Source organism: Halomonas sp. 72, from assembly GCF_052379785.1.
GTDB lineage: Bacteria > Pseudomonadota > Gammaproteobacteria > Pseudomonadales > Halomonadaceae > Vreelandella > Vreelandella citrativorans.
This window is the reverse complement of record NZ_JBQSYY010000011.1, coordinates 21,731-47,782: the sequence shown is the minus strand read 5'-3', so window position 1 is coordinate 47,782 and position 26,052 is coordinate 21,731. Positions and strand designations below refer to the sequence as shown.

Genomic DNA, 26,052 nt, shown 5'->3' with positions numbered 1-26,052 from the left:
GCGTATATGATGGGTCCAGGCTAAAAACGTGTGGTCTCTTTTAGCATAGTCCAAACTATTCTTTTTTGCCCTTGGCAGCCTTGATGCGAATCATTACAGCATAAAAAAACGGGCACTCCCTTTCGGTAGTGCCCGCTCATTAGTGGTGAAACGCGGTTACGGCTGGTCGTGCTCCAGTGCCGGTTTCTGGTTATCGCGATCCGGATGACGTTTACGATAGAGCCAATCGGACACAGTGGCGATCATGGCGTAGAAGCTGGGAATAAACACGCTTCCCAAAACGGCCACAGAGGCCATGCCCACCGCAACGGTTGTCCCGATATGGTGGCTACTTACATCGCTGGCGCCGGTTGCCAAGGCCAGTGGCAAGGTACCAAAAATAAACGCAAGCGATGTCATGACGATAGGACGGAAACGCAGCTCAGCGGCCGTAATCGCGGCTTCGCGAATCGTTTTGCCCTGCTCTTTACGCTGCAGTTCGGCAAACTCCACGATCAAGATCGCGTTCTTCGCCGCAAGCCCCACGACCACCAACATACCAATCTGCACATACACACTGGTATCCAAGCCTCGCAACGCGATGCCTCCAATCCCGCCCAGGAAGGCAAACGGCGTTGCGGTAAGTACCGCCAGGGGCAACGACCAGCTTTCATACTGGGCCGCCAGGATCAGGAAGACCATCAAGATACCAAACACAATGGCAAGCATCGCTGTATTACCCATGTTTGCTTCCTGGTAAGCCGTACCGGTCCAGCCCATGCCCCAGTTAGGCCCGAGCGTATCCATGACGACTTCATTCATGGCTTCAATGGCTTGGGTAGAGCTATAGCCAGGCGCCGCGCCGCCCTGGAACTGCGCGCCGGTGTACACGCCAAAGCGTGATACGACCGATGGACCTACCTGACGCTCCAGCGTGACAAACTCAGAGAGCGGGATACGCTCACCATTGCCCCCTCGCACGAAGACACTATTTAAGTCGTCAGGCGTTTTACGGAATTGATCCTCGTTTTGTAGATACACCTGGAAGTTACGGTTTTGGTAACTAAAGAAGTTCACAAAGCCATTACCAAAGGTGTTGGATAACGCCGAGTTGATATTCTCCAGTGCCACGCCATAGCTAAGCGCTTTCTGCTGGTCAATTTCAGCTCGGTAGGAAGGCACGTTCACGTTAAAGGTGGTAAAGACCTGATTTAACGCTGGGTGCTGATTCGCCGCGCCCATAATCTGTAGTGAGGCTTCGTAAAGCTCGCGAGGTGAGGCGCCGTCAAACGACTGCAGATAGCCGGTGAACCCACCGGTGGTAGAAAGCCCCATAATCGGCGGTACGTTAAAAGCCATGGCAGTACCGCCATCAATACTGGCCCCCAGCTGCATAATTTGCCCCACCAGGCTCGCTGCCGTTAGATCACGGTCTCCCCAAGGCACCATATTGACAAAGATAATCCCGCGCGCCGTATTGACCGAGCCTGCAAGAATATCGTAGCCCGCTATCGCCGAGGAGTATTGCACCCCGGGAATATCCTCAATAGCGGAGCTAAGTTTTGCCATGTAGTTCTCGGTGCGGTCAAGCGAGGCGGCATCGGGTAGCGACACGCTGACCAGCACGATGCCCTGGTCGGTTTCCGGCACCAATGTTGAGGGCGTATTGGCGTACAACCAGTAGGAGCCGGCACCGGTTGCGATCGTTAGCGCCAAGGCGAGCACCCAAAAGCGTACTAGGCGCACCACAAACCACATATAAACCGCGGTGATACCTGCAAACAAGCGATCAAATAGACGCAGAGGTGTAGTAATCGCCCGCTTGAATGCTGACTGGCGAGAATGATGCAAATTATGCTTGATGAAGATGGCAGACAGCGCCGGTGTAAACGTCAACGCCATTAGCGCTGACAGCGCTACCGAGATCGCGACAGTAATCGCGAACTGCTGATAGATCTGCCCAGTAAAGCCGCCCATAAACGCAACAGGTACGAAAACAGCGGCCATGATCAGTGAGGTGGCAATAACTGGCCCGCCAACCTCGCGCATGGCACGAACCGTTGCTTCTCTGACGGTAACCTCGTCATCTTCGCTTAATACACGCTCAACGTTCTCCACCACCAGTATCGCATCATCCACCACTATCCCGATTGAGAGCACCAGGGCGAATAGCGTTAGCAGGTTGATAGAAAAATCAAACAGGTAAAAGCCTGCAAAGGTACCAATCACCGACACTGGCACCACCGACATGGCAATCACGGTAAAGCGCCAGTTCTGCAGGAAGATAAACAGGATCACGATAACGATCAGGAAGGCTTCAATAAAGGTATGCAATACCGTTTCTACCGACGCATCGATAAACTGCGTGGTGTCGTACGGCGTAACATACTCAAGCCCTGGCGGGAAACGGTTGGAAAGATCTGCCATGGTTTCACGCACGGCATCAGCCGTGGCCAGCGCATTGGCGCCCGGCTGCTGGTTGATGATGATCGGCGTCATCGTTGAACCATTAAGCTGTGCATCAATGCCGTAAAACGATGCCCCCAACTCAATGCGTGCTACATCTTCCAGGCGTAGCGATGAGCCATCAGGGTTAGTGCGCAAATAGATATTACGGAAATCATCCGTATCCGATAAACGGCCACCGGCAGTGATGGTATACGTATAAGCGCGCGGGCTACCTTGCGGCGTGGCGGCTAAATTACCGGCAGGGATTTCGGTATTTTGTGAACGGATAGCATTAGCCACCTCACTCGGCGTGAGGTCGTATTGCGCCAGCTTGTCAGGGTCCATCCAGATACGCATGGCAAACTCACCACCTCCCAGCACCTCGGCATTACCTACGCCAGGCACCTGGCGTAGGTCATCGAGGATATTAAGCGTGGCGTAGTTCTGCATATACACGTTGTTGTAATCGCCGTTCGGGGACGTTAGGGCGATCAACATAAGGATCGAGTCAGAGCGCAGTGAAACGTTAACGCCCTGAGCCTGAACCTGCTCGGGCAGCTGAGAAAGCGCCCCCTGAACACGGTTATTAACGTTGATGGTATTGATATCACCATCAGTGCCAATATTAAACGCGACACTCAGGCTCATAATGCCGTTATCAGCGCTGTTAGAGGTCATGTAAAGCATGTCCTCTACCCCGTTGATTGCCTCTGCCAACGGTGCAGCGACCGTCTGGGCGACCGTCTCAGCGTCAGCGCCTGGGAATTGAGCCTGTACAGATACGGTGGGCGGCACCACACTTGGATACTGCTCAATGGGCAGTATCCGCATGGCCATGGCACCTATCAGCGTGAGGATAATCGCAAGTACCGTGGCGAAAATCGGCCGGCTGATAAAGAAGTTGGAGAAATTCATTATTGAGTACCCTCTTCCTCTTCCCCTGCAGGCACATCACCAGCACCCTCTGTCATTTGGGAAGCGGCAGCGGCTTGCTCTTGTTGCTCCTGAGCGTCAGCCTCTTCAACACGCTCAACTACTTCATTGGCGTCGCCATCAAACGGCTGCGGGTCAATGGCCATACCAGGCTCAATGCCTGCTGGGTCGCCCACAATCACACGGTCGCCCTCTTCAAGGCCGTCAACAATGATCTGCCAAGGGCCAGCGACTTCGCCTAATTGCACCGTACGCTCGCGCGCCTGGTCATTTTCATCCAGGACAAATACGCGAGGGCCCATTAAACCTTGGGTGACCGCAATTTCAGGTACAGCCATTACGTTAAAACGGCGCAGACCATCAAGGCGTACGCGCACAAATTGGCCGGGCAGGATAGCGCCATCCGGATTAGCAAAGCTGGCAGACGCCTGAACGGTACTGGTACCGGCATCCACGCGGGAGCCCAGGAAGTCGAGCTGACCTTCAAGTTCAGACCCGCTGGCACCGCTTACGCCGGGCACGCTTAACAGCGCGGTAATGGACGAGTCGCCCTCTTCACGCAACTGGCGGCGTAGCTCAAAGGCATCACGCTGGGGCAGTTGAAAACGCACTTCAAGCGGGTCCAGCGGGGTGATAGTGGCAAGCTCAGTTCCTGAGGTAACCAGGTTGCCAACGTTAACCTGGCTCAAACTGATCATGCCCGACACAGGAGCCGTTACATTTGAATAGCCAAGGTCCAGGTTAGCACTGCGTAGTGCAGCCTCAGCTTGGGCAACATTGGCTTGTGCCACGCGCTGCTCTGCCTGCGCCTGGTCATACTGCTGGCGACTTACAGAATTTTGGCTGAGCAGTTGCTCAAAGCGCTGGGCATCACGCTGAGCGCGGGATAACTCGGCACGAGCACTTTGTAGGTCAGCTTCACGCTGGTTAACCGTTGACTGGTAAAGATCAGGCTCAATGGTATACAGCGAATCACCCTCTTCCACCAATTGGCCAGGCTGGAAGTGGCGCTCTTCAAGATAACCGTTAACACGTGCCACCAGCGTCACTTCACTATCGCTACGCAGTAACGAAGGGTACGATTTATTTAACGGAATATCCTGACGTACGGCTTCCGCCACTTCCACCTTATGAGGAGGAGCCTCTGGCTGCTCGGCCTGCTGCTCTTGTGATTGGTCCTGGCCACAGGCCGTCAACACTAGCGCGGCAATCAGCGTTACTAGACTCGCTCGGCGTGAGTGAATCATTTTTCTCATGCGTGGGTTCCCTTGATCTTTTCAAAACGTTGATTGACGGCGCTGGCGGCAGCCCTGGTGTCCAATGACGCTTTATTCGAATGCAGACGACTCATAAAGTCATGTTTTAAAAGCATGTCTTAAAAGCGCCGACGGTTCGTTGTGATCAACGATCCAGCGTCGGTGGCGCACCAATATTCATGGCACGCTCATAGCTGCCACCATCGGTATCAGGTATTGCAAAGGTCACCTGATCATCCGTTAGCCAGGCATTCACTTCTTCGATCGCCGGTACATCCAACAACCCTGCCTGCTGGCGCAACCCAAGGAAGTTAACGACATAGTCGTAACGTGACTCAGCATAATCAGCAATGGCGTCGTAATAACTCTGCTCGGCATTCAGCACATCGACGATATTACGTGTGCCGACTTCATACCCTACCTGCGTGGCTTCCAACGCACTGCGCGCTGATACGATAGTTTGCTGACGCGCTTCTACCGTTTCAACGTTATTGCTGACCTGGGTGTAGAGCGAGCGCACTTGCTGGATCGTGGTACGGCGCTGAGACTCAAACTCGTACTGCGTACTTTCCAACTGGTAAGTGCCTTGGCGGATACTCGCACTGGTACTGCCACCGGTATAAATAGGCAGATTGGCCGATATCCCGACCTGACCGGAGGCGTCATAACCGCTAACCGCATCGCGATCATTATCGGCATGCTGATAGTTGGCGAATGCCTGGAACGTGGGCAGGCGACCGGCACGGGCAATATCAACGCCCACGCGTGAAATTTCGATGCCCGCCTGCTGAGCAAGGACTTGAGGATTAAGCTCAATCGCTTGTTCAACCCAGTAGTCACGATTGCTTGAAGGCTTCACCACCGGCATCGCATCGCCTAGCGCGTTGATGTTCGGGTAACGCTGACCGGTTAACTGCTCAAGCACCTCAAAAGCCACCTGCAGGTTGCTCTCAGCGGCGAGCCGATTAGCACGCGTCTGATCATAGCTTGAGCGTGCTTCTTCGACGTCGGTAATGGCAATCAAACCCACTTCAAACTGCTCACTGGCCTGCTCCAGCTGGCGTTCAATAGCACGCTCCTGGGCCTGTCGGGTGGTCAGTACATCATGCGCACGAAGGATATCGAAATAGGCGTTAACAACATCAAAAAGCAGCTGTTGTTCGGTCGCAGCCAACAGGTAGAACTGCTGGTCGATTTCGCGATCAGCCTGATTGAATTGCTGGCGCGCCACTTCATCAAACAGCATTTGAGTGGCTTCCAGGGTCAGCGATACGCTGTTATAGCGATCATCTCCCCCTCCAACACCAGCTCCCCCTCCGGCGCCCGGTGTGGTGCGCGTTGACTGACTTTCAAATTGCTCATGGTGCGCCACGTTGCCTGATGCATTCACCTGCGGCAGCAGCGCGCCTCTCGCAACATCCCGACCGGCTTCGACCCCAGAGTACTGAGCACGAGCTGAATTTAGCGTGGCGTTATTGCTCAGCGCTTCACGAGCGACCGTTATCAGGTCTGCCGCCTGAGCAGGCAGCGCAATAGACGCAGTGAAAACGGCTAGTAATAAGGGTCGTAAAGGGGCATTGACTGCCCAGTTTGCCAGTCGCATGGTGGTGCCTCTAGGTGTCAACGATGGGAATGCTATTAGTAAACTATTTATGGAAGATGGCATTATAGTTACATTCATGTATGTATGCTAGACTTGAAGTCTAGCAAATTGTATGAACAAAGAGCTTGTCAAGCCTCATCCTGTTAGCCTGGACCAAAGCATGACGCCAGGATTTTCAGCACTGCTTCTCTGCTATTCTTCACGCTATCGCCCTGCCCCTTTGTTTATATTTTACTGTTTGTACTTTAGTGGGTAATTCTTCTATTACTACTTCTTTTGCTACATCTATTACTGCTATTACCGCCACTTCGCTTTCAGCTTAGTGAGCGCAGGTTTCAAGTAGAGCTACGCGCTGCTCAATACCGGTGCGATAGGTCGCTCCAAAAAGCAGTAAATGATTAAGCAGCGGGTACAGCTGAAACAGCGCCTCACGCCTCGACCAATCAGCCGGGGCACTGCCCTCCCAGTAGGCATCAAAAAAGCCGCTGCCCGGCGAACCAAACAGCGTCAGCATGGCAATATCCACATCGGGATAATGACGATAAACGGCAGGGTCGATTAAGGCAGGGCCACGGGTAGTGATCAATACGTTGCCCGACCATAAGTCGCCATGCAAAAGGCTTGCGGGCGCCTCTGGCAGCCACTCTTCAAGCTGATAAGCAATGTGTTCGATGCGGGCGCGTAGTGCATGATCAATCAAACCGTGTTGAAAGCAGGCATCACTAAGCGGGAATAGGCGCCGCTCGCGCTGAAAAACGCGCCCGTTCTTATGCAGCGTGTTGGATTGTGGCGTTTGCCCACAGGCATTATCCTCATGCCAGCCGTGGGCTTCACCAATAGCGCTATGCAGCTTACGCAGCCCTTCACCCAAGAGGGTGTCACTGGTAGGCCCGCTGGGCTGGGTGTTTAACGACTCAAGCAGCAACCACTCTTCATCCAGGCCTAGCACGTCCGGCACAATAAGCGTTTTGCAGGCTCCTCTAAGGGCACGTAGCCCTTCCGCTTCTCCGCGCAAGCGCTCGGCCTTATCATGCTTGACGACCACCCGCCCCTGGGAGGTTTCAAGTGCATATACCGCCGCACTGTCTCCACCGCCAAGCGGCGTTAATTCACCGGTTGGCCGTATCGCCTGGGCGTCGAGTAGCCTTCGCAGGGTAGCATCCATCGCCGTCTCCGCTGGATAGTATTCCCCCAGTGTGCCTGCTAACCCCTGTGCACGTCGATTTTTTGAAAATGTTATAAGCCGCTATACGTTTTGATGGCGCTGCTTTAGCGCTTGCGTATAGCGCGCATAGACCTCTTGATACGCCTCAACGCGTGCAAGGTTCGGCTCCGCAAGCGAGTGCGCATCAAGATGAACGAGGCGGTTACATAACGCGTCAAGCGTTACGCCCTGTGCACGTTGATCACACCATGCAGCTTGAATGGCCGCACCTAGCGCAGCGGCATCGGTAATCTCCGGGCATATTACTTCCGTGCCCGTAATATCGGCCACCATCTGCCGCCATACCGGGCTATTGGCCCCGCCGCCGATCAGCCGGATTTGGCTGGCGCCTGCGGTTAAATCGCCCAGTAACTCAAGCCCATAGCGCAGCCCGAAGGTAGCCCCTTCAACCACCGCACGGCACAGGTTTGCCTGGTGGGTATTGATACTGTTCAAGCCCAAAAAATCAGCCGACGCCTCCGGCAGCATAGGTACGCGCTCACCGTTGAAAAACGGTAGCACGGTAACGCCCTCAGCACCTACCGGGGCGCTGGCCACCTGGTCGCTAAACGTTGTTAAATCCAAACCAAACAGTTCACGTATCCGCGTGGTGGCCGAAGTCACGTTCATGGTGCAGATAAGCGGCAGCCACCCGCCGGTACTTGAGCAGAAATTAGCCACCATGGCGTTATCGCAGAGAATAGGCTCAGGCGAATAAGCGCAAACGGTGCCCGAGGTACCCAGACTAAGGGTTATCAGGCCTGGGGTAATATTGCCGGTACCAATCGCCCCTAGCATGTTGTCGCCGCCGCCTGAAGAGACCACCACGTTATCGCCAAGCCCCAGCTCGCGGGCAATCAGTGGGCGCACCATCCCTGCCGGTTCATGAGCTTCCAACAAGCGTGGCAGTACGCGTTGCGGGTCAAGCTCAGGGGCTATTTCAGCAAACACCTCCAACTGCCAGCACCGCGTGCGGGTATCAAAATAGCCGGTGCCCGAGGCATCGCCCGCTTCGGTCACACGCTCGCCTGTCAGCCAAAAGTTCAGGTAATCGTGGGGCAATAACAGACTATCGATGCGCCGGTAGGCGTCCGGCTGATGCTCGCGCAGCCAGGCGACTTTAGAGGCGGTATAGCCGGTCTGTAGCACCAGCCCCAATTTTTCCAGGCACCCTGTTTCACCGCCCAAGCGGGCGACAAGATCACTGTTTTGGGCGCTGGTTTCGGTATCGCACCATAGTTTGGCGGGGTAAACCGGCACACCATCAGCATCCAATGCCACCATGCCATGCTGCTGACCTGACACACCGATACCGCGAACCTGCGAGGCATTGACCCCAGCGCGCTCCAGGGCACTAAAAAAGGCACCTTTTAAAGCCGCTAACCATTCAGAGGGCGCCTGTTCACGGCGGCCATTTTCACCTTCATCCAGCCGATGCGGGCGGCTTGCCTCGCCCAGGATAACGCCGCGCTCCACATCAACCACTACGACCTTGGTACTCTGGGTACCGCAATCCACACCAATATACATCACAGCGTTCCTTTGGATGCCACAAGCGCCTCAAGCGTAGCCCGTGCGCCGTGCTTATGCAGCGAATTAAGCGTTTGGACATAAGCCTCATAAAAGCGCGGATGGTCGACCAGGTCGCCGAACAGCTCACGATTGTCGATAAACGCGCTGGGCCGGGTACGGTTTTCAGCGGCGATTGCGGTCAGCGTTTCCTTTAAGCGATCTACAATCTCGATGGGCTCGCCCTGCTCATCGACTCCTTCAGCGTAGCGTGCCCAGCTGGCCACTACCGCTGCGCTGCGCTTGATCTCGCCTCCGTGAGCCAACTGATGATGGATCACCGGCACCAGCCACTTGGGAATACGGTCTGAACTTTCGGCACACAGCCGCGCTAGCGTATCCTTAATTTCGGGGTTGGCAAACCGCTCAATCAGCGTTAAGCGGTAAGCTTCCAGGTCGACACCGGGCACAGGCGCCAACGTGGGCGAGCCCTCTTCACGCATATAGCCGAGCAGAAAATCTACAAACAAGGGGTCCTGGCAAACTTCATGGGCATAGCGATAGCCCGCTAAATAGCCAAAGTAGGTGAGCGCCTGATGGCTGGCATTTAAAAGCCGCAGTTTCATTAACTCGTAGGGCTCAACATCCTCGACCACCTGCACGCCTACCCGCTCAAACGGCGGACGGCCCAGCGGAAAGTGATCTTCCAGCACCCACTGCGTAAACGGCTCGCATACCACCGGCCAAGCGTCTTCTACCCCAAAGCGCTGAGACAGTTCATCAATATCCGCCTGTGCGGTAACGGGAGTGATGCGGTCGACCATGGCGTTGGGAAACGCAACCTCTGACGCAAGCCACTCGCCCAGTTGGCTGTCGCGGGCACGGGCATAGGCGGTGAACATGCGCTTGGCCACGTCGCCATTGCCCTGAATGTTGTCACACGACATGACGGTAAACGGAGCAATGCCGCGCTCACGGCGGCGTACCAGCGCCTCGACAATCAGGCCAAAACTGGTGGAGGGCTTTTCAGGGTGCGCAAGATCCTCACTCACTTGGGAATTTTCGAGGTTAAATTCGCCCGTTACTGGATGAAAGTTATAGCCTCCTTCCGTCACGGTGAGTGAGACAATTCGAATGGCCGGGTCGGCCATCTGCTCTATGACCGCCTCTGCGTCCTCCGGGGCAAACAGGTAATTAACCATGCTGCCGATAACCCGAGGCGCGTACTGGCCGTTAGGGTGCTTCACCACCAGAGTGTAAAGGTAATCCTGCGCGGCAAGCGCCTGCTGCATGCGTTTATCACCCTGCATAACGCCAACGCCCACGATACCCCAATCAAGCGCCAGCCCTTGCTGCATCAGCTCATCAAGGTACATGGCCTGATGAGCCCGATGAAAACCGCCTACGCCGACATGCACAATGCCAGGCGTTAGCTTCGCACGCTCATAGCATGGTATGGCAACATCGCCGTTTAAATTGCCCAGATTGTGATTATTAAGTCGGGTCATGGGTACTCTCCAGCCAAAACCTGCTTGGCGCGATGGGTAGATTTGAAAACGGTTAAAAAGAGGGTGAAGCAGCGCATTGGCATTAGTGCCAGTGTTGATCGGGAGGTAAGGAGCAGCGTTTGACGAGTTGCGCGTTGAGCATATCTTTTCGGTGGGTACGCTCCAGCGCCCCTGCGTGGTCCTGGCCCATCTCAAGCCAGCGCTGGATTAGCCGGCCCACCAATACCTCATCGTCGACGTCCAGAAACAGCGTCCAGTCAAACAGCGGACGTAGCTCACGCCAGGGGGAGCGGTCGAGCAGCAAGTAGTTGCCCTCGACAATCACAATGCGTTGCTCAAGGGTGATGAGCCGCCCTCCTGCCCGTGCTAAATCCAACGGCCGATCAAAGACGGGCACCGCGACCGGATGCTGCGCCTGGCGAATACGCTCAAGGGCGCTGCGCAACCCGTCCACATCGAAGGTATGAGGCGCGCCTTTTATCGGCAACTGCTGCTTGCCCAGCACGGCATTGTCGAAATGGTAGCCGTCCATCGGCACGAGCCCCGCCTGACCTGGAAGCAGCTGATTAATAGCCTCGCAAAGCAGAGCGCTACGATAGGACTTACCTGCGCCCGGCGGCCCTGCGAGCGCAACCAGATAGCGCGAAGCGCCTTCGGCTGAACCAATAATTTGGCGGGCCAGGCTATCAAGTTCGGGTGTCATAACCACCTCAGCTCATCCAGTTACCGCCATCCACATTGAGCGTCTGAGCAACAACGTAATCGCTGTCGGCACTGGCCAAAAAGACCGCAGCACCGGTGTGATCCTCCGGCAAGCCCATGCGGCCAAAGGGTACGGCTTCACTGACCAGGCGCTTTTTCTCGCCCAAGGGGCGGTTTTCATAGCGAGCAAACAGCGCATCCACTGCTTCCCACATCGGAGTATCGACGACACCTGGGGCAATGCCGTTAACGTTGATCGCATGTTTGATCAAGTCCAGGCCAGAGGATTGCGTCAGGCTAATCACGGCGGCTTTACTGGCGCAGTAAACGCTCACCAAGGCCTCGCCCCGCCTTCCTGCCTGGGAGGCCATATTGATAATTTTGCCGCCCCGCCCCTGCTCAACCATCCATTGAGCGACCGTCTGTAGCGTAAAGAAAAGCCCCTTGGTGTTCACCGCAAACTGCTTATCAAAACTCTCCTCGGTCACTTCAAGCACCGGTGCCAAATCAAAAACTGCGGCGTTATTGACCAAAATATCGATACCGCCAAAATGCGCCACGACCTTTTCCACCATGGCATCAATAGAGGCGCGCTGGCAGACATTAAGCACGACCCCTAGCGTCTCCTGCCCACGGGCCTGCTGGTGCAACACGGCAAGGGCTTCCTCAATGGCCGCGGCATCAATATCCGCCACCACCACCTTGGCTCCCTCTTCCAAATAGCGTTGCGCAATTGCCAAGCCGATGCCCCGTGCGCCCCCGGTAATCACCGCCACTTTATCGGTCAGTTTCATTATCGCCCCGTCTTATTTGAGTGTTGTTGAGTGCTAACAGCCGCCTGCTTAGCTAGCAATGCGTACTTGCCACTCATTCACCAGCGCGTTCAGCCCCTGCATGTGCTCCAAAATACGCCAGGCGCCTGCGTGTAAAAGCCGTGCTGGCTGTTCGGCATCCACGTGGCTGGCACCGACAAAACCAATGACACACATACCGGCCGCGTGAGCGGCGGTGACACCCGCCACGCTGTCTTCGATGACCAGACAATTACCAGGGAGATAGCCCAGCTGCGTGGCGGCCAGCAGATAAAGCGCGGGGTCTGGCTTGGGGTTGGCTACCTGGTCCGCCGTAAAAATAGGCGTGTCCTTGCCAAAGGCATCAGCCAGCTGAGTGCACGCAAGTGACGCTACAACCCGCTGACGGCGGCTGTTGGATACCACCGCCTTGGCCAAGGGAATTGCCAACACGGCATCGTGCGCGCCCGCGACAGGGGCAAGCTCACGCGCCAGGCGCGCTTCAATGGTCGCGTCCACCTGTTCAGTGGCGTTATCAGGTAGCGTATACACGCTGTGCTGCTCCAGGTGCTTAAGAATGTCGCCGGTAGTCATTCCCAACGCCTGGCTAAGCCGCTCGGCAATGTTCAAATCGGGTAGCCACCTACCGAGATACTCCTCCAGCACACCTTCCGCCAGTGCTTCGCTATCCACCAACACGCCATCGCAGTCAAATATCACTGCCTTCATGCCAACGCCTCATCACCGGGTGTGCGGTTATCGTGGCGCGTAAGCCCCGCCAGCGGATGCTGAGCAAGACTGGGCAACGCGCGGCCATCGGCCGCAAACAAGTGTGCCCGCTCAGGGGCGAAGCCAAAGCGTATGGTCTCGTGAACGCGATAGGCCACATCCCCATCCGTCATCAGCGTGACCAACAGGTCACCCATACGTACATACAGCGAGGTTTGCCCACCCAAGCGCTCAAGCACTTCAATCTGGCCACTGAGCGCACCCGCCTCATCAAGCACCAGGTGCTCGGGGCGAATACCCAGTTCAAGGGCTGGCTGGCTTTCGACTGGTGTGTTTTCAGAAGACGCGTTTTCAAGCGCTTGGGCGTTGACGGGCACCATGCATTCGCCACCACCTGGCAAGCGAACCTGAACACCTTCCGGCGAGGTACTGATTAATTCAACATCAAAGAAATTCATTTTTGGCGAGCCAATAAACCCGGCCACAAAGCGGTTTGCCGGGTGATGGTAGAGCGCCATGGGTGAACCGACCTGTTCGACCACGCCGTCATGCAAGACGACAATCTTATCGGCCATGGTCATGGCTTCAATCTGGTCGTGGGTCACGTAAATCATGGTGGCGTTGAGTTTTTCGTGCAGGCGGGCAAGCTCAATACGCATCTGTACGCGCAGCGCGGCATCCAGGTTGGAAAGCGGCTCATCAAACAGGAAAATACTCGGGTTGCGCACGATAGCTCGACCAATCGCCACGCGCTGACGCTGACCACCGGAAAGCGCCTTGGGCTTGCGGTCAAGCAGCGGCTCAAGCTGAAGTATTTTAGCAGTTTCCAGCACCTTGGCGCGGCGCTCCTCTTTGGGCACACCGGCCAAGCGCATGCTAAAGCCCATATTGCCCTCTACCGTCATGTGCGGGTACAGGGCATAGCTTTGAAACACCATCGCCAAGCCACGGTCGGCAGGCCCCACATCGTTCATTCGCTGGCCATCAATCACGATATCGCCATCAGTGGCGCTCTCAAGCCCCGCGATAATGCGCATCAGCGTTGATTTTCCGCAGCCGGAAGGCCCCACAAACACCACAAACTCGCGGTCGTTGACTTCAAGGTTGATCCCTTTGATGACCGCGGTGTCGCCAAAGCGCTTGGTAATATTGTTAAGTTGTAAGGTTGCCATGCAAAACTCCTTTACTTGACGGCGCCAAAGGTCAGGCCACGCACCATTTGTTTTTGGGTCATCCAGCCAAGAATGAGGATAGGGGCGATGGCCATGGTAGAAGCCGCCGAGAGCTTGGCCCAGAACAGCCCTTCAGGACTTGAGAACGAGGCGATATAAGCGGTTAACGGTGCCGCCTTGGAAGAGGTGAGATTGAGACTCCAGAACGCTTCGTTCCAGCTCAAGATAACCGAGAGCAAACCGGTAGAGGCAATGCCTGGCAGAGTGAGCGGCAAGAGCAGGAAGAACACTTCTTGTAGCGTCGAGGCACCGTCCATTCGCCCGGCTTCAAGGATGTCCTTGGGCATGTCCTTAAAGAAGGTGTAAAGCATCCACACCACAATCGGCAGGTTCATTAGCGTGTAAATAATGATCAGCCCCGTGCGGGTATCCAGCAGCCCGACATCGCGGAAAATAAGATAGATCGGTACCAACACGCCAACAGGCGGCAGCATCTTGGTAGAAAGCATCCAGAGCAACGTGCCCTTGGTGCGTTTAGTGGGCAGAAAGGCCATGGCATAGGCAGAAGGAATAGCAATTAACAGCGCCAGAAACGTCGAGCCAAAGGCGACGGCAACACTGTTGAGCGCAAAGCGTGCATAGCCTGAGCGCGCCTGCACGGCTTCGTAGCTTTCAAGCGTGGGCGTAAAGATAAAGCTTGGGTCGGCAATTGCGGCCGCTTCGGTTTTAAACCCGGTGAGTATCATCCATAAAATCGGGAAGAAAATCACCAGCGCTACCGACCAGCCCACCAGCGTAATCACGAGCGTTTTCATGCCGGCCGACCCGCGGGCAGTGCCCGCCCCCGACACGTTTTGCGCTGGCGTAGTGGAACGTAATAATGACATTTATATTCTCCAAGTGCCCAAAGCGCTAATCTTCAAGGTTTTTCGCAACCATCCGCACCAGGAAAATCGCCACGATGTTGGCAAGAATAATCGCGATTACCCCGCCTGCAGAGGCAACCCCCACATCAAAATCAAGCAGCGCCCGCATGTAGATCAGATAAGCCAAATTGGTGGTCGCAAGCCCAGGCCCGCCTGAGGTGGTCACAAAAATTTCGGCAAAAATGGTCAGCAGGAAGATCATTTCGATCATGATCACCACGCTGATGGCTCGCTTAAGATGCGGAAGCGTTATAAAGAAGAAGATCGCGATAGGCCCGGCACCATCCATTCGTGCGGCTTCCACCTGGTCTTCATCCAGGGATTGCATGGCGGTGAGCAGAATCAACAGCGCAAAGGGTAGCCACTGCCACGCCACAATAATCACGATGGAGGTTAACGGGAGCGTTGAAAACCAATCCACGGCAGGCAAACCAAACGAGTTTGCCAACCATGCCAACACCCCGTTGGAGGGGTGCATCATCATGTTTTTCCACACCAGCGCACTCACGGTGGGCATTACAAAAAAGGGTGAAATTGCCAGCACTCGGGCAATACCGCGCCCGGCAAAGTCTTGTTGAAAAAGAACGGCCAGCAGCGTGCCGCCTACTACGGTAATCGCCAATACCCAGCCTACCAGCAGCAAGGTATTGCCCATTGCCTTCCACAGTGCGGGGTCGGTTAGCAAATACTCGTAGTTTTCAACCCCGGCAAAGCCACTCATGCCCGGCATCAGCAGGTTGTAGTACTGGAAGGAGAACCATATCGTCATGCCTAACGGTATGATCATCCATAACAACAGCAGCGTCACAGCGGGAGCTTGAAGCGATAACGTTCTTAGCCCGCCAACCGTACGGCCAGAAGCACGTGTTTTAGTCATGGGAATACCTGCGCGAAAAAACCAACGAGAAACCGTTACAACACACCTACCCGCGTAACGGGTAGGCGCTTTTACTTATTAGTCGTTGTAACCCGCTCGCTGCATAGTGCGCTCAGTGGCGCGCTGGGCGCTGTTAAGCGCTTGCTCTACCGTGGTGTCACCGGTTAACGCAGCGGCAATGCTCTGCCCTACCTGGGTGCCAATCGCTTGGAACTCGGGAATATTGACAATTTGCACGCCGGTATACGGGTTCGGCTCTAGCGTGGAGTCGGTCGGGTCGGCATTTTGAATCGCGTTCAGCACAAAATCAGCGAAAGGCGCCGCCTCCGTGTACTGCTCATTGGCGTAGGTGGATGCGCGAGTGCCCGGCGGTACGTTGGTCCACCCTTGGGTTTCGCCCACCAGCTCAATGTACTCTTGTGATGTCGCCCAAGAGATAAACTGCTTAGCGGCATCTTTATGCTCGGAGGAGGCTGGAATTGCCAGCGCCCAGGTCCATAACCAGTGCGAGCCTTTTGGCGTTTCAGCCACGGGCGCCGGGGCAAAACCGAGGTTATCGGCGACGCTCGACTCGTCACCATCATAAAGCGTGCCCGCAGCAGAGGTAGCGTCGACCCACATCGCACAGTTACCGCGTGAGAACAGCGCCAGGTTTTCATTAAAGCCGTTGGAGCTGGCGCCAGGAGGACCATAGTTACCCAGCAGGTCCACATAGAACTCAATGGCATTCATCCAGGGCTCAGAATTGATTTCGGGGTTCCACTCTTCATCAAACCAGCGGCCACCGTAGGTATTGACCAGCGTAGTGACGAAGGCCATGTTTTCACCCCAACCGGGTTTGCCACGTAGGCAGATACCCGCCACTCCTTCCTGCGCACCGTGGAGCTGCTCGGCCCAATCGCGTACCTCGCTCCAGGTCGGCTGTTCGGGCATTTCAATCCCGGCCTCCTCGAAGAGGTCTTTGCGGTAGTACATCATCGAACTTTCCGCATAAAACGGCAGCGCGTAGGGCGTGCCGTCAAGGCTTAGCCCGTCGCGTACGGAGGTCAACAAGTCGTCTACGGCGTACTCATCAGGCAGGTCATTCAAGGGTTCAAGCCACTCGCGCTCCGCCCAGATCGGTGCTTCATAAGCGCCAATCGTCATAACATCAAACTGGCCGCCGCCCGTGGCAATATCGGTGGTCATGCGCTGACGAAGAACGTTCTCCTCCAGCACGACCCAGTCCAGGGTGATATCGGGATGCGCCTCTTCAAACGCATCGGTCAAGCTCTGCATGATCACCATGTCGTTATTATTAACGGTGGCGACCGTGATTTCAGTTTGTGCCTGAGCATGGCCTGCCACGGCAATGGCCGCTGCTAAGGTGGTGACGGGCAAGTGACGCGCGAGTCGCATATAACTCTCCTTTGGCTAATGTTGGCATTATTATCGCCTGATCATTTTGATCATGTTTCGAACAAATGATCGTACGTAGAGGAAAAAAAATCAAAGCCCTGCGGCTTAGACTTTATGATTACGCCTCTTTTTAACGCATTACGCTTGGCGGGAAGGTAGCCGCTCAACAATGCGCCGTGCCGCCACTTCGTCGGTGATTAAGCCTTTTAACCAGCCGCCTTGTAGTGCCGCATGAATGCCTAACGCTTTATCGTAGCCACCGGCAATCGCGACCATAAGATGCTTGCCAAAATGCTCAAGCGGCAAGCTTGTCACACGCCGAGTAATGGAGCAGTCAATGACTTCGCCTTGGCTATTTAACGGCCAGCCGAGCAGCTCCCCCACGGCCTCCAAACCCAACAATTCATCAAGCTCGCGCTCACTGATAAAGTGGTCCTGGAACAACGTCGCCTGGCGGTCGATTCGCCCTACCCCAATAAACGCGGCTTCCGACGTCCGAGCCACATTGGCGATAGCCTGAAACAGGCGCTGGGAAAGCATTGCGTTTTTCTCGTCAATCGATTCGGCCACCACCGGCGCGGGGAGTAGAAATCGTTCGCCACCAGTTTTATCCGCCAAGAGCATCACCGCGTCGTAGCGGTTGGCCGAGCCATCCCGGGCGACATTCCCCACCAGCGACACAAACCGGTGCTGGGGCCGCTCCGTTCGATCAAGCGCTTCTACCGCCGCCCGCACAGAGCGTCCACTACCCAGTGATAACGTCAACGGCTCGCTACGCTCAACCAACTTGCCGATGCGCTCTGCCCCGGCAACGCCCAGGTAATACGTGGCGCTTTCCGCAGATGCCGTCTCAGCGGGCACTACATCGCAAAAGGTCAGCCCAAAATGTTCACGCAGCGTGTGACCCAGCGTCATGCAGCTCGAAATAGGATGGTCAATATGCACCTTCACCAACCCTTCCTGACGCGCAAACGCCAACAGACGCTGTACACCTGGCCGGGAAACACCCAACTGGCTTGCGATTTCATCCTGCGTTAGACCGCCCACATACGACATCCAGGCGGCTCTGGCCGCTTGGTCCAACTTCACCTCAAATTTATCCATCGGTTGGCGTCCTGCCTTTATTGATAACGTGACGATAACCATATTCACAAAAGCGTCATCATACAAAGCTAATCATGCGACCAGAAGCCGTCTGTTCGCTACTATTGTTCACTACTGTTGTTCACTACTATGTCACCTGGTATGTCACTAGGCTGTGTTTTAAGTGCCATTTTTTAAAGTCACGTTTTAACAGGAGTATGGCATGTATAAGCTTGCATTTTTTGTGCCCACTGACGATGCCGAAAGCGTTAAAGAAGCCGTTTTCGAGACGGGCGCCGGGCGAATCGGCAACTATGAAGCCTGCTGCTTTCAAACCCGTGGCACCGGTCAGTTTCGCCCGCTTTCGGGTGCTGACCCGCATATCGGCGCAGTCGGAACACTCGAGCACGTTGAAGAGCTTAAGGTGGAGCTCGTTTGCCAAGACACCTGCATACACGCGGCTATCGCCGCGCTTAAGCTTGCCCACCCTTATGAAGAAGTCGCCTATGATGTTTGGCAGCTTGCCGAGCTTTAGGGTTTGCTCGCTTAAGCACTACCAAAGTAACGTTCACGATCCTCAGATGTGATCGTGCCCGTATGTAGCGGAAAGTGGTGGTCCAGCCGGTCCCGGTAGAAATGATGCAGCGTCCGCTCAATGGTCGGAAAGGCTATCTCATCCCAGGGAATTTCATGCTCATCAAACAAGGCGACCTCAAGGCTTTCAACACCGGCGCTAAAGCCACCGACAAGCTCTGCCCGAAAAATCATGTACACCTGATTAATATGCGGTAAATCAATCAGGGTATAAAGGTCGCCCAGGAGCACCTCGGCATGTGCTTCCTCACGGGTTTCGCGGGCGGCAGCCTGTTGCGTCGTTTCAGCATTTTCCATATACCCGGCAGGCAGCGTCCAGTAGCCTTTACGAGGTGAAATGGCACGTTTACATAACAAGACTTTGGAGCCACTGACGGGTAGCGTTCCAGCGACAATGCGCGGGTTCTGGTAGTGAATAGTACCGCAGGCATCGCACAGGTAGCGCGGCCGGTCGTCACCTTCGGGGACCGCGAAACGTACGTTATCGCCGCACTGGCTGCAAAAATTCATGGCATATTCCTACGGCTAAATGGCACTCGTTATCGATGCTTGACGCACATAACCACTGCTGGGTAAAAAGGGACAAAGTGACGGGATACCCCATGTTAGAGAATCTACGCAAACGGCTGCAACAGCTCAACCCACAAAGGCTAGATCAATGTCAGATGCGCGAAGCCGCTGTGCTGATTCCTGTGGTTGATCGCGTATCGCCGACCTTGCTGTTTACACGCAGGGCAAGCCACTTAACTACCCATAGCGGTCAGGTTGCGTTTCCCGGCGGCAAACGCGAGCCGGAAGATACAGATCTTTACGCCACGGCGCTGCGCGAAGCTCAGGAAGAGATTGCTCTTGATCCAGCGGTGGTCGAGCCGCTAGGCCGACTTTCAGATGTGATTTCGCTGCATGGCCTGCGGGTAACACCGTGGGTAGGCATTATTCCACCGGACCTGCCTTTGGTCGCAGATCTCGGTGAATTAGACGCCATCTTTGAAGTCCCTCTTAGCCACTTTTTAGAGGACCAGCGTACCCATACGGATGTCATTCCTGTCGATGGCGTGCCTCACTACGTACCTAGTTACCACGTGGATGGCCATGTGATCTGGGGGCTTTCAGCGATGATGCTGGTCGAGTTGTTAGCCGAAGGATTTGGCATGCCCATCGACTTATATCAACAACCCCCGGGTATACTACGGCACTATCCTGAGCGTACTAGCCCTGAACGTACCAGCCAACTGTCCGCTGACCACCATCCGGCGATGCCCAAGAGTATACGCAAATGATGCTTTCAAACTTCACCACGTCGCCCGTGTTAACGCCCGCTGCACAAGTAGCGATTGTTGATGCGCTGGTGGAGCAAGGCTGGTATGTGGGGCGCGCGGCGATCAATCTTGATCTTTGCCACGCCTTACACCGTGAGCTTTCGCACATGGCCGAGCATGATGCGCTTGAAGAAGCCGGGATTGGCCGAGGTCAGCAGCATCATTTGCGCAAGGATATTCGCGGCGATGCTATTCACTGGCTGGATCGTCAAAGTGAAGCCCAACGCCACTATCTTGATGCAATGAGCGAGCTACAGCAGTCGCTTAACCAAGCGCTGTTTTTAGGCCTTTTTGAGTATGAAGCGCATTTTGCCCATTATCCGGCGGGCGCTTTTTACCAGCGCCATTTGGACAGCTTTCGCGGCCGCGCCAACCGGGTAATTTCTACCGTCGGCTATTTAAATCCTCAATGGCCAAGTGATGGCGGCGGCGAAATGGTGATCTATCATCCTGATGATGCCAGCAAGGAAGTTGCCCGTGTTGTACCGGAAGCCGGAACGTTTGCCTGCTTTTTATCAGAAACCGTTCCTCACGAGGTGCTTCCCACCCACCAACCTCGCTCCAGCATTGCTGGCTGGTTTAGGCGTAATGCTTCGCTAGGCGGCGTACTGGACCCTGCCCGCTAGGCTTTGTACAAAAACTGCTACTTAACCCCTATCAAAGCGGCATACATACCCCAGAGAAGTCTTCTCGAAAGAGGCAGGCTTCCATGCCCCCTGACACAACTTCCGTTAACTAGCACAACGAACCTGCCATTGATTGTAAAGCCTTGCCAACAGTCTTTAAAAATCCGATATTTAAAAAATATGTTAACAATACTATTGAAAAACAGAGCACAGCGACTACATTGATATTGTGTCAAACACGGAGCTTCACACAACCGTAACAAGGCTTTTTTAATTGCAAACAACGCTTAAAGCCTACTTTGCAACTAATCTACAAGCCTTTGGCACCTAATGTATATTCTACATTTTAAGGAAAGGCAGCGATTCAAGTATCACTGCCTGGTTCATAAACTGGATCGTCCTGAATCGTTAGCTTCAACTGTTTGATTTAGACACCAACGTAAGATACTGAGCCTTATCAAGGAGAAAGAGGAATGAAAATGATCAAATCAGCCGTCATTGGTACACTAATGGTTCCTGCTTTCATGCTAGCAGCAGGTAATGTAAGCGCCGAAGAAACAACATCAACGACCGTTGAAGTTGAAGCAACCTACCTGACCAGTGTACCAGAAAACGTTTTCTACTCAGACTCCCTTAAGGGCCATCATGTTAAAAGCACCGTCGAAGATGACGAGAACATCGGTACTATCCACGACCTGATTATTGATGAGAGTGGTCAAGTGACCGCTGTGATCATCGGTGTTGGCGGCTTCCTTGGCATGGGTGAAAAAGATGTCGCCATCGAGTGGGATTCACTCGAACTGATCTGGGATGCGGAAGGTAACGAGTATGATGTCCGCGTTAACGCTTCAAAAGAAGCGCTTGAAGAAGCCGCTGAATTTGAACGTGACGAAGCAGAAGCGTAAAGCAGCCTTCGTATACTAGTTCTAAGCACACTAGCTCTAAAAGCCTTAGCTTCTGCTAAGGCTTTTTTATATACAAATTAAAGCATAGCGTGCATTTAACACCCACACTTCCTACAAGATTAAAAAACGCTTCCTCTTTACACATACATACCAAGCGCTGGACTCAAACCAACAACATCAAGCTTTCTTTATTTTTCAGACACCTTAAAAAGCGCACTCTCTTTATCTATTCGCTATAGCAACCTACACACTAAACGGCAAGCCTAAAACTGTAGTGACTTATAGTTATTGCGCCTTACCCCTCATCATAAAATATTGGCCATTAAAAAAGCGCTACGTGTTTTAAACGTAGCGCCTATCACTAAAGCACTAGCCTTTTAACTGGGCCGTCATGCTTATCTCTGCATTGAGCACTTTTGATACGGGACAATTTTCCTTGGCTTTTTGGGCGGCCTCTTTGAAGCTCTCTTCATCGGCACCACTTACTTCAGCGGTGACATCCAGATGAATGCTGGAAATGCTAAAGCCTGCTGAATCCTGCTTCAGCGTAACGCTGGCAGTGGTATCAATAGCATCAGCGGTATAACCGGCCTCGCCTAAAATATTGGAAAGCGCCATTGAAAAGCAGCTGGCATGCGCAGCGCCAATCAGCTCTTCCGGATTGGTGCCCTTTTCGTCTTCAAAACGCTGTTTGAAGGAGTAATTAGCACTGAGAACGCCACTTTCGGTTGAAACGGTGCCTTTTCCATCCTTCAGTCCACCTTCCCAACGTGCGCTAGCTTTACGATCCATGAAAAACTCCTTATCAGTGATAGCGAAAGACCTGATTGATCAGTGGATACTGATATGGTCAAAAAAGGTTGAATGGTCACTCGTATAGAGCAACTGACCACCCCGTTCAGCGTAGCTGATTTTTAGCACAGTGCAGAACTCAGATGATGGGCGCTTCCCAGGCCGCACCAGGCTGTGTACGAAAACTGCCTGCGCTCGACCATACGGCGTTAAAAATCAGCTCGTGCGCGAGTCCGATCAAACGACTCACCCGACTGCTGCGTCTCAAGCGCCACGCGCCTCAGCCACCAGCGTATCCCCCACGCGAATAATGCTTCCTGCACCAGCATGCAGTGTCGCGTTCTGCCCAAAATAAGCGCCTTTTAATGCAGGCTGAGTATTCAGGCCTATTAACGTTTTAAGCGGCTCGGCAGGCTCAGGTATCTGGGCCGTTTGCTGGTCTACCGTGGTAATTTTGCAACGTTTACACGGCTTACGCAGAATAAGTTCAAATGCGCCATTACTAGCCTGTAGCGCTTGCCAACCATCTTCAGCCCATGGCTTGTCGGTTTCGACCACAATACTGGGCCGAAAACGGTTCATGGGAATAGCCTGGCAACCACTCTCCTCAAGGGCACGGTTGAGTGCATTGAGAGAGCCGGTTGAAGCAATCAGAAAAGGGTAGCCATCCGCAAAAAGCGTGTCGGCGTCATCCCCGTTTAAAAACGCCGTTTCTACCGGACGTTTAAACTGCGTGGCGAAACGGACCAGGCTTAGGCCACTGCCCTGTTCACCTAAAGCAGCTTCCAGCCAGCTTGAAACATCGCGGCTTTCAGGCCACGCCTTACAGTGATCATTCCAGACCTGAACGATACGCAGGTTGCCGCTCGGTTCTGCAAGCGGGATCGAAAGTGGCTCAACATGGGGGTGTGAAAGTACCAAGGCATCAGTGGTTAAGGCTACTTCTACCGTGGCTAGCGCAGGCCGCTGGCGTTGAGTCACAAAGCGCTGCTGTGTATCAACCAGCATCCAGCGGCGGTCCCACGCAAGGCCGGTGGGCAGCAGTTCACTGTGGGTAAGACTGATACCCTTTAAGGATTTGACCGGATAAATATTGAGCTCGGAGATATGCACGGTAGCCTCGATACAAACGAAAATGGTTACTTTAACCAGCCAGCGCGCTTATCACCAGTGCGGCTTCTCTCGGTAATAGTCCGATCAAAAACCGGCTATAGCGTGGCGCCTGTTTCGATGCGATAGCCCAAGTCGACCGTATGATCAGCCACCGCTTCGCCCTGAATCCTGGCCAGCAGTGCTTGCGCGGCAGCCTCCCCAATGGCTTGGCGTGGCGTGATGACACTTGCAAGCTTTGGCGTCATTGCCTGCCCCACGTCGTGGCCGTGGAAACCCGCAATCGCCATCTGCTCAGGCACGTTAATACCGCGGCGCTGACACTCAAAATACGCCCCCACGGCCACGTCATCGTTAGTGCAGAATACGCCATCCGTATGAGGGTAGTCGTTTAAAATTTGCTCTAGAAGCGCTGCGCCTACGCTGTAAGAGGAGCGTTGACTGCTATGCAGCGTTACCGGCGTAAGGCCGTGCTGTTCCATCGCCTGGCGGTAGCCCTGCTCACGTTGCAGCGTGCGCTCATCCAGCCGCACAGCCAGATAAATAATCTGTTGCCGGCCATGGCGAATCATTTCACTCACCATATCAAACGCTGCTGCGACGTTGTCATAGCCTACCGCCTGCTGCAGCGGCTTATGATGGGTGTCCATGATTTCCACCACAGGAATACCGGCGGTTTCCAGCATTCGCAGCGTGCGGGGAGTGTGATGATGGTCCGAAAGAATCACCCCATCCACGTTGTAAGACAGCACCGATGCCAAACTTCGCTCTTCAACGGCCGGGCTATACCCATAGTGAGACAGCATAAGATGATAACCGGCAGGCTCGGTACGTTTCTCAATCCCCACGATGACATCAGCAAAGACTTGGTTCGTCAGCGAAGGAACCAACACGCCAATAGAGTGGCTGGTAGCACGCGAAAGTAGATCCGGCGCTCGGTTGGGAATATAGCCGACCTGCTCGGCCACGCTAAGAATACGCTCGCGCAAGCCTTCTGAAACAGTTTCCGGGTCTCTTAGGCAACGACTCACCGTCATTTTGGTTGCCCCGACCTGATCAGCAATAGTTTGTAGCGTTGGGCGTTTTTTCTTCAAACGGGATACTGCCTCTGTAACAACGATTAGCTGGATGGCGAAGGTAGCCGCGCATTGAGTGTGCCAGTAAATCGGCTCACAATCTCCTCTGGAGAGAGCGCAATGGACAGGCTAACGGCCTCATCATCACCCGGCGGTTGTAAATCAGCAAGCTGGCTGGCCAGCATGTTATCTCCTTTAAAGAAGTGCCCTTCTCTGGTGGCCAGGCGCTCGCGTAATAGCTCCGCGCTCCCTTCCAGGTACAGAATTTGCAGTGCTGAATCGCCCTGGCGCAAACAATCCCGATAACGCCGCTTTAAGCCCGAACACGCAATCACAGCGGTTTCATTTCGAGCCTGGTAGTGGGCAAACAGTGACGACAGCTTCTCAAGCCACTCCTGACGATCATCGTCATTAAGCGGCGTCCCGCCCGCCATTTTGGCTACGTTAGCAGGCGGGTGATAATCGTCACCGTCAATAAACGTGGCATTCATGGCGGCTGCCAGCTGCTGGCCAATGTGGGATTTTCCGCAGCCGGAGGCACCCATCACCAAAATACGATAAGAAGTAGGGCTCATTAGATAATTTCTCCGAAAAGGGCTGATTTACGAGGGCACAAAACCATCGCTGTCAGGGTGCCTGGCAGGTAGCGGATTGACTGGATATCTACAGCTTGAATACCAGCTGTTACCGGTAACAATCGCTTGAAGATTAAAAGACCCAACACAGACGTGTCAAAGCAAAACCGCCCTTCTACAACCAACGTCTAGCGCTAGCAAGCGAACGTATGGCACGCTACATTAACGCATTGCATCAAGTAGGGAGCCGACATGCCCGCGTTAGGCTCTGTCTGAAAAGTGTCTGCGCTCGACAATACGGCGTTAAAAATTGGCTCAAAATGCTCATTTACACATGTAAACTCCGTTTTTTCGCCAATTTTTGCCTTGTCTTGTCTTCGCTCGTCGACTTTTCAGACAAACCCTAGGACCTTGTAGGCTAGAGCCGTGCAGTGAGCTGGAACTTGATCATCATTAAAAGACGTCCCTATTACTCGTCCCAAAAAGGAAACTGCTATGTCTATCGAAAAAATTGCTTACCGCGCCCATGCCCACGCGACCGGTGGTCGTGAAGGCAGCGCCAAGTCGTCTGACGGCGCGCTGGACGTCAAACTCAGCACTCCCAAGGAGCTGGGCGGAGCAGGCGGTGAGGGTACCAACCCGGAGCAGCTGTTTGCGGCGGGTTACTCTGCTTGCTTTTTAGGCGCCCTAAAACATGTCGCCAGCCAGGAAAAAGTAACGCTTCCCCAGGATACCGCCATTGAAGGCAGTGTAGGTATTGGTGCCATTCCTACCGGTTTTGGCATCGAAGTCGAGCTAACAATCAGCCTTCCCGGCATTGACAAGAGCATCGCTCAGGATCTGGTCGACAAGGCCCATGTCGTATGCCCTTACTCCAACGCTACCCGTGGCAATATCGACGTTACCCTAACGCTTGCTTAACGTTTTAGCGTTAATC

At 54.3% G+C, this 26,052-nt stretch carries 24 protein-coding genes; 5 read left to right on the top strand and 19 right to left on the bottom strand.

The features are described 5' to 3' along the window. Positions 1-156: 156 nt before the first annotated feature. The 14 genes from ACT3T6_RS11345 to ACT3T6_RS11280 form a co-directional block, all read right to left on the bottom strand. The gene (locus ACT3T6_RS11345) at positions 157-3,342 is read right to left on the bottom strand and encodes an efflux RND transporter permease subunit (RefSeq protein ID WP_193053957.1); all 3,186 of its coding nucleotides are present in this window, start codon (positions 3,340-3,342) and stop codon (positions 157-159) included. After that, positions 3,342-4,616, bottom strand: coding sequence for an efflux RND transporter periplasmic adaptor subunit (locus ACT3T6_RS11340; protein WP_193053958.1), 1,275 nt, complete (start codon positions 4,614-4,616; stop codon positions 3,342-3,344). Before ACT3T6_RS11340 ends, ACT3T6_RS11345 begins: the two co-directional genes overlap by 1 nt. Positions 4,617-4,761: 145 nt before the next feature. Continuing rightward, positions 4,762-6,219: a TolC family outer membrane protein gene (locus ACT3T6_RS11335; RefSeq protein WP_193053959.1), complete on the bottom strand. Its 1,458-nt coding sequence runs from the start codon at positions 6,217-6,219 to the stop codon at positions 4,762-4,764. Positions 6,220-6,538: 319 nt separating this feature from the next. Continuing rightward, positions 6,539-7,384, bottom strand: coding sequence for a fructosamine kinase family protein (locus ACT3T6_RS11330; RefSeq protein ID WP_193053960.1), 846 nt, complete (start codon positions 7,382-7,384; stop codon positions 6,539-6,541). A gap of 81 nt (positions 7,385-7,465) precedes the next feature. After that, a complete protein-coding gene (gene xylB / locus ACT3T6_RS11325; RefSeq protein WP_193053961.1) occupies positions 7,466-8,953 on the bottom strand; it encodes a xylulokinase in 1,488 nt (495 codons plus the stop codon). Next, positions 8,953-10,440 (bottom strand): mannitol dehydrogenase family protein, encoded by a 1,488-nt coding sequence (locus ACT3T6_RS11320; RefSeq protein ID WP_193053962.1) that lies wholly within the window; start codon positions 10,438-10,440, stop codon positions 8,953-8,955. Before ACT3T6_RS11320 ends, xylB begins: the two co-directional genes overlap by 1 nt. Before the next feature lie 82 nt (positions 10,441-10,522). Continuing rightward, positions 10,523-11,143 carry a nucleoside/nucleotide kinase family protein gene (locus ACT3T6_RS11315; RefSeq protein WP_193053963.1) on the bottom strand — a complete coding sequence of 207 codons (621 nt, stop codon included), beginning with the start codon at positions 11,141-11,143 and terminating at the stop codon, positions 10,523-10,525. A gap of 7 nt (positions 11,144-11,150) precedes the next feature. After that, positions 11,151-11,936, bottom strand: a complete 786-nt coding sequence (locus ACT3T6_RS11310; RefSeq protein WP_193053964.1) for an L-iditol 2-dehydrogenase — start codon at positions 11,934-11,936, stop codon at positions 11,151-11,153. Positions 11,937-11,984: 48 nt separating this feature from the next. Next, positions 11,985-12,662, bottom strand: a complete 678-nt coding sequence (locus tag ACT3T6_RS11305) for an HAD family hydrolase (protein WP_193053965.1) — start codon at positions 12,660-12,662, stop codon at positions 11,985-11,987. Beyond that, the gene (locus tag ACT3T6_RS11300; protein ID WP_193053966.1) at positions 12,659-13,834 is read right to left on the bottom strand and encodes an ABC transporter ATP-binding protein; all 1,176 of its coding nucleotides are present in this window, start codon (positions 13,832-13,834) and stop codon (positions 12,659-12,661) included. The genes ACT3T6_RS11305 and ACT3T6_RS11300 overlap by 4 nt, the downstream gene beginning before the upstream one ends. 11 nt (positions 13,835-13,845) lie before the next feature. Further along, on the bottom strand, positions 13,846-14,721 hold the full coding sequence (locus ACT3T6_RS11295; RefSeq protein ID WP_193053967.1) for a carbohydrate ABC transporter permease: 876 nt from the start codon (positions 14,719-14,721) through the stop codon (positions 13,846-13,848). A 25-nt stretch (positions 14,722-14,746) separates the two neighbouring features. Continuing rightward, positions 14,747-15,637 carry a carbohydrate ABC transporter permease gene (locus ACT3T6_RS11290; protein WP_193053968.1) on the bottom strand — a complete coding sequence of 297 codons (891 nt, stop codon included), beginning with the start codon at positions 15,635-15,637 and terminating at the stop codon, positions 14,747-14,749. A 78-nt stretch (positions 15,638-15,715) separates the two neighbouring features. Further along, positions 15,716-17,035 carry an ABC transporter substrate-binding protein gene (locus ACT3T6_RS11285; RefSeq protein WP_193053969.1) on the bottom strand — a complete coding sequence of 440 codons (1,320 nt, stop codon included), beginning with the start codon at positions 17,033-17,035 and terminating at the stop codon, positions 15,716-15,718. A 138-nt stretch (positions 17,036-17,173) separates the two neighbouring features. Then, positions 17,174-18,139 carry a sugar-binding transcriptional regulator gene (locus tag ACT3T6_RS11280; RefSeq protein WP_193053970.1) on the bottom strand — a complete coding sequence of 322 codons (966 nt, stop codon included), beginning with the start codon at positions 18,137-18,139 and terminating at the stop codon, positions 17,174-17,176. Between the two features lie 202 nt (positions 18,140-18,341). Here ACT3T6_RS11280 and ACT3T6_RS11275 point away from each other — a divergent pair, with 202 nt between their 5' ends. Further along, positions 18,342-18,653, top strand: coding sequence for a Nif3-like dinuclear metal center hexameric protein (locus tag ACT3T6_RS11275; RefSeq protein ID WP_193053971.1), 312 nt, complete (start codon positions 18,342-18,344; stop codon positions 18,651-18,653). A gap of 11 nt (positions 18,654-18,664) precedes the next feature. Here the strand turns inward: ACT3T6_RS11275 and ACT3T6_RS11270 are convergent, their stop codons facing one another. Further along, a complete protein-coding gene (locus ACT3T6_RS11270) occupies positions 18,665-19,222 on the bottom strand; it encodes an NUDIX hydrolase (protein ID WP_193053972.1) in 558 nt (185 codons plus the stop codon). Between the two features lie 92 nt (positions 19,223-19,314). Here ACT3T6_RS11270 and ACT3T6_RS11265 point away from each other — a divergent pair, with 92 nt between their 5' ends. The 3 genes from ACT3T6_RS11265 (at position 19,315) to ACT3T6_RS11255 (ending at position 21,562) form a co-directional block, all read left to right on the top strand. Next, positions 19,315-19,992 (top strand): CoA pyrophosphatase, encoded by a 678-nt coding sequence (locus ACT3T6_RS11265; RefSeq protein WP_193053973.1) that lies wholly within the window; start codon positions 19,315-19,317, stop codon positions 19,990-19,992. Next, positions 19,989-20,657 (top strand): 2OG-Fe(II) oxygenase, encoded by a 669-nt coding sequence (locus ACT3T6_RS11260; protein WP_193053974.1) that lies wholly within the window; start codon positions 19,989-19,991, stop codon positions 20,655-20,657. The genes ACT3T6_RS11265 and ACT3T6_RS11260 overlap by 4 nt, the downstream gene beginning before the upstream one ends. A 473-nt stretch (positions 20,658-21,130) precedes the next feature. Next, complete coding sequence (locus ACT3T6_RS11255) at positions 21,131-21,562, top strand: PRC-barrel domain-containing protein (protein WP_172116000.1); 432 nt, start codon at positions 21,131-21,133, stop codon at positions 21,560-21,562. A gap of 369 nt (positions 21,563-21,931) precedes the next feature. Here ACT3T6_RS11255 and ACT3T6_RS11250 read toward each other — a convergent pair whose 3' ends face one another. The 4 genes from ACT3T6_RS11250 to ACT3T6_RS11235 form a co-directional block, all read right to left on the bottom strand. After that, positions 21,932-22,354 (bottom strand): OsmC family protein, encoded by a 423-nt coding sequence (locus tag ACT3T6_RS11250; RefSeq protein WP_193053975.1) that lies wholly within the window; start codon positions 22,352-22,354, stop codon positions 21,932-21,934. 264 nt (positions 22,355-22,618) lie between these two features. Beyond that, positions 22,619-23,467: an MOSC domain-containing protein gene (locus ACT3T6_RS11245; protein ID WP_193053976.1), complete on the bottom strand. Its 849-nt coding sequence runs from the start codon at positions 23,465-23,467 to the stop codon at positions 22,619-22,621. A 95-nt stretch (positions 23,468-23,562) separates the two neighbouring features. After that, positions 23,563-24,558 carry a gluconate operon transcriptional repressor GntR gene (gntR, locus tag ACT3T6_RS11240; RefSeq protein ID WP_193053977.1) on the bottom strand — a complete coding sequence of 332 codons (996 nt, stop codon included), beginning with the start codon at positions 24,556-24,558 and terminating at the stop codon, positions 23,563-23,565. Positions 24,559-24,584: 26 nt separating this feature from the next. After that, on the bottom strand, positions 24,585-25,115 hold the full coding sequence (locus ACT3T6_RS11235) for a gluconokinase (protein WP_193053978.1): 531 nt from the start codon (positions 25,113-25,115) through the stop codon (positions 24,585-24,587). Positions 25,116-25,610: 495 nt separating this feature from the next. On the opposite strand from ACT3T6_RS11235, the gene ACT3T6_RS11230 reads away from it, so the two are divergent. Continuing rightward, entirely contained in the window at positions 25,611-26,036 is a 426-nt protein-coding gene (locus tag ACT3T6_RS11230) for an organic hydroperoxide resistance protein (RefSeq protein WP_193053979.1), read from the top strand. The last annotated feature ends 16 nt before the right edge of the window (positions 26,037-26,052 follow it).

Excerpts from the sequence above, each read along its gene's own strand:
- ACT3T6_RS11335 (WP_193053959.1), bottom strand. The coding sequence starts at position 6,219 with ATGCGACTGGCAAACTGGGCAGTCAATGCCCCTTTACGACCCTTATTA.
- ACT3T6_RS11235 (WP_193053978.1), bottom strand. The coding sequence starts at position 25,115 with ATGAGCCCTACTTCTTATCGTATTTTGGTGATGGGTGCCTCCGGCTGC.
- ACT3T6_RS11345 (WP_193053957.1), bottom strand. The coding sequence starts at position 3,342 with ATGAATTTCTCCAACTTCTTTATCAGCCGGCCGATTTTCGCCACGGTA.
- ACT3T6_RS11260 (WP_193053974.1), top strand. The coding sequence starts at position 19,989 with ATGATGCTTTCAAACTTCACCACGTCGCCCGTGTTAACGCCCGCTGCA.
- ACT3T6_RS11265 (WP_193053973.1), top strand. The coding sequence starts at position 19,315 with ATGTTAGAGAATCTACGCAAACGGCTGCAACAGCTCAACCCACAAAGG.
- ACT3T6_RS11330 (WP_193053960.1), bottom strand. The coding sequence starts at position 7,384 with ATGGATGCTACCCTGCGAAGGCTACTCGACGCCCAGGCGATACGGCCA.
- ACT3T6_RS11275 (WP_193053971.1), top strand. The coding sequence starts at position 18,342 with ATGTATAAGCTTGCATTTTTTGTGCCCACTGACGATGCCGAAAGCGTT.
- ACT3T6_RS11300 (WP_193053966.1), bottom strand. The coding sequence starts at position 13,834 with ATGGCAACCTTACAACTTAACAATATTACCAAGCGCTTTGGCGACACC.
- ACT3T6_RS11315 (WP_193053963.1), bottom strand. The coding sequence starts at position 11,143 with ATGACACCCGAACTTGATAGCCTGGCCCGCCAAATTATTGGTTCAGCC.
- ACT3T6_RS11340 (WP_193053958.1), bottom strand. The coding sequence starts at position 4,616 with ATGAGAAAAATGATTCACTCACGCCGAGCGAGTCTAGTAACGCTGATT.
- ACT3T6_RS11305 (WP_193053965.1), bottom strand. The coding sequence starts at position 12,662 with ATGAAGGCAGTGATATTTGACTGCGATGGCGTGTTGGTGGATAGCGAA.
- ACT3T6_RS11280 (WP_193053970.1), bottom strand. The coding sequence starts at position 18,139 with ATGGATAAATTTGAGGTGAAGTTGGACCAAGCGGCCAGAGCCGCCTGG.
- ACT3T6_RS11255 (WP_172116000.1), top strand. The coding sequence starts at position 21,131 with ATGAAAATGATCAAATCAGCCGTCATTGGTACACTAATGGTTCCTGCT.
- ACT3T6_RS11320 (WP_193053962.1), bottom strand. The coding sequence starts at position 10,440 with ATGACCCGACTTAATAATCACAATCTGGGCAATTTAAACGGCGATGTT.
- ACT3T6_RS11270 (WP_193053972.1), bottom strand. The coding sequence starts at position 19,222 with ATGAATTTTTGCAGCCAGTGCGGCGATAACGTACGTTTCGCGGTCCCC.
- ACT3T6_RS11290 (WP_193053968.1), bottom strand. The coding sequence starts at position 15,637 with ATGACTAAAACACGTGCTTCTGGCCGTACGGTTGGCGGGCTAAGAACG.
- ACT3T6_RS11285 (WP_193053969.1), bottom strand. The coding sequence starts at position 17,035 with ATGCGACTCGCGCGTCACTTGCCCGTCACCACCTTAGCAGCGGCCATT.
- xylB (WP_193053961.1), bottom strand. The coding sequence starts at position 8,953 with ATGTATATTGGTGTGGATTGCGGTACCCAGAGTACCAAGGTCGTAGTG.
- ACT3T6_RS11230 (WP_193053979.1), top strand. The coding sequence starts at position 25,611 with ATGTCTATCGAAAAAATTGCTTACCGCGCCCATGCCCACGCGACCGGT.
- ACT3T6_RS11295 (WP_193053967.1), bottom strand. The coding sequence starts at position 14,721 with ATGTCATTATTACGTTCCACTACGCCAGCGCAAAACGTGTCGGGGGCG.
- ACT3T6_RS11310 (WP_193053964.1), bottom strand. The coding sequence starts at position 11,936 with ATGAAACTGACCGATAAAGTGGCGGTGATTACCGGGGGCGCACGGGGC.
- ACT3T6_RS11250 (WP_193053975.1), bottom strand. The coding sequence starts at position 22,354 with ATGGATCGTAAAGCTAGCGCACGTTGGGAAGGTGGACTGAAGGATGGA.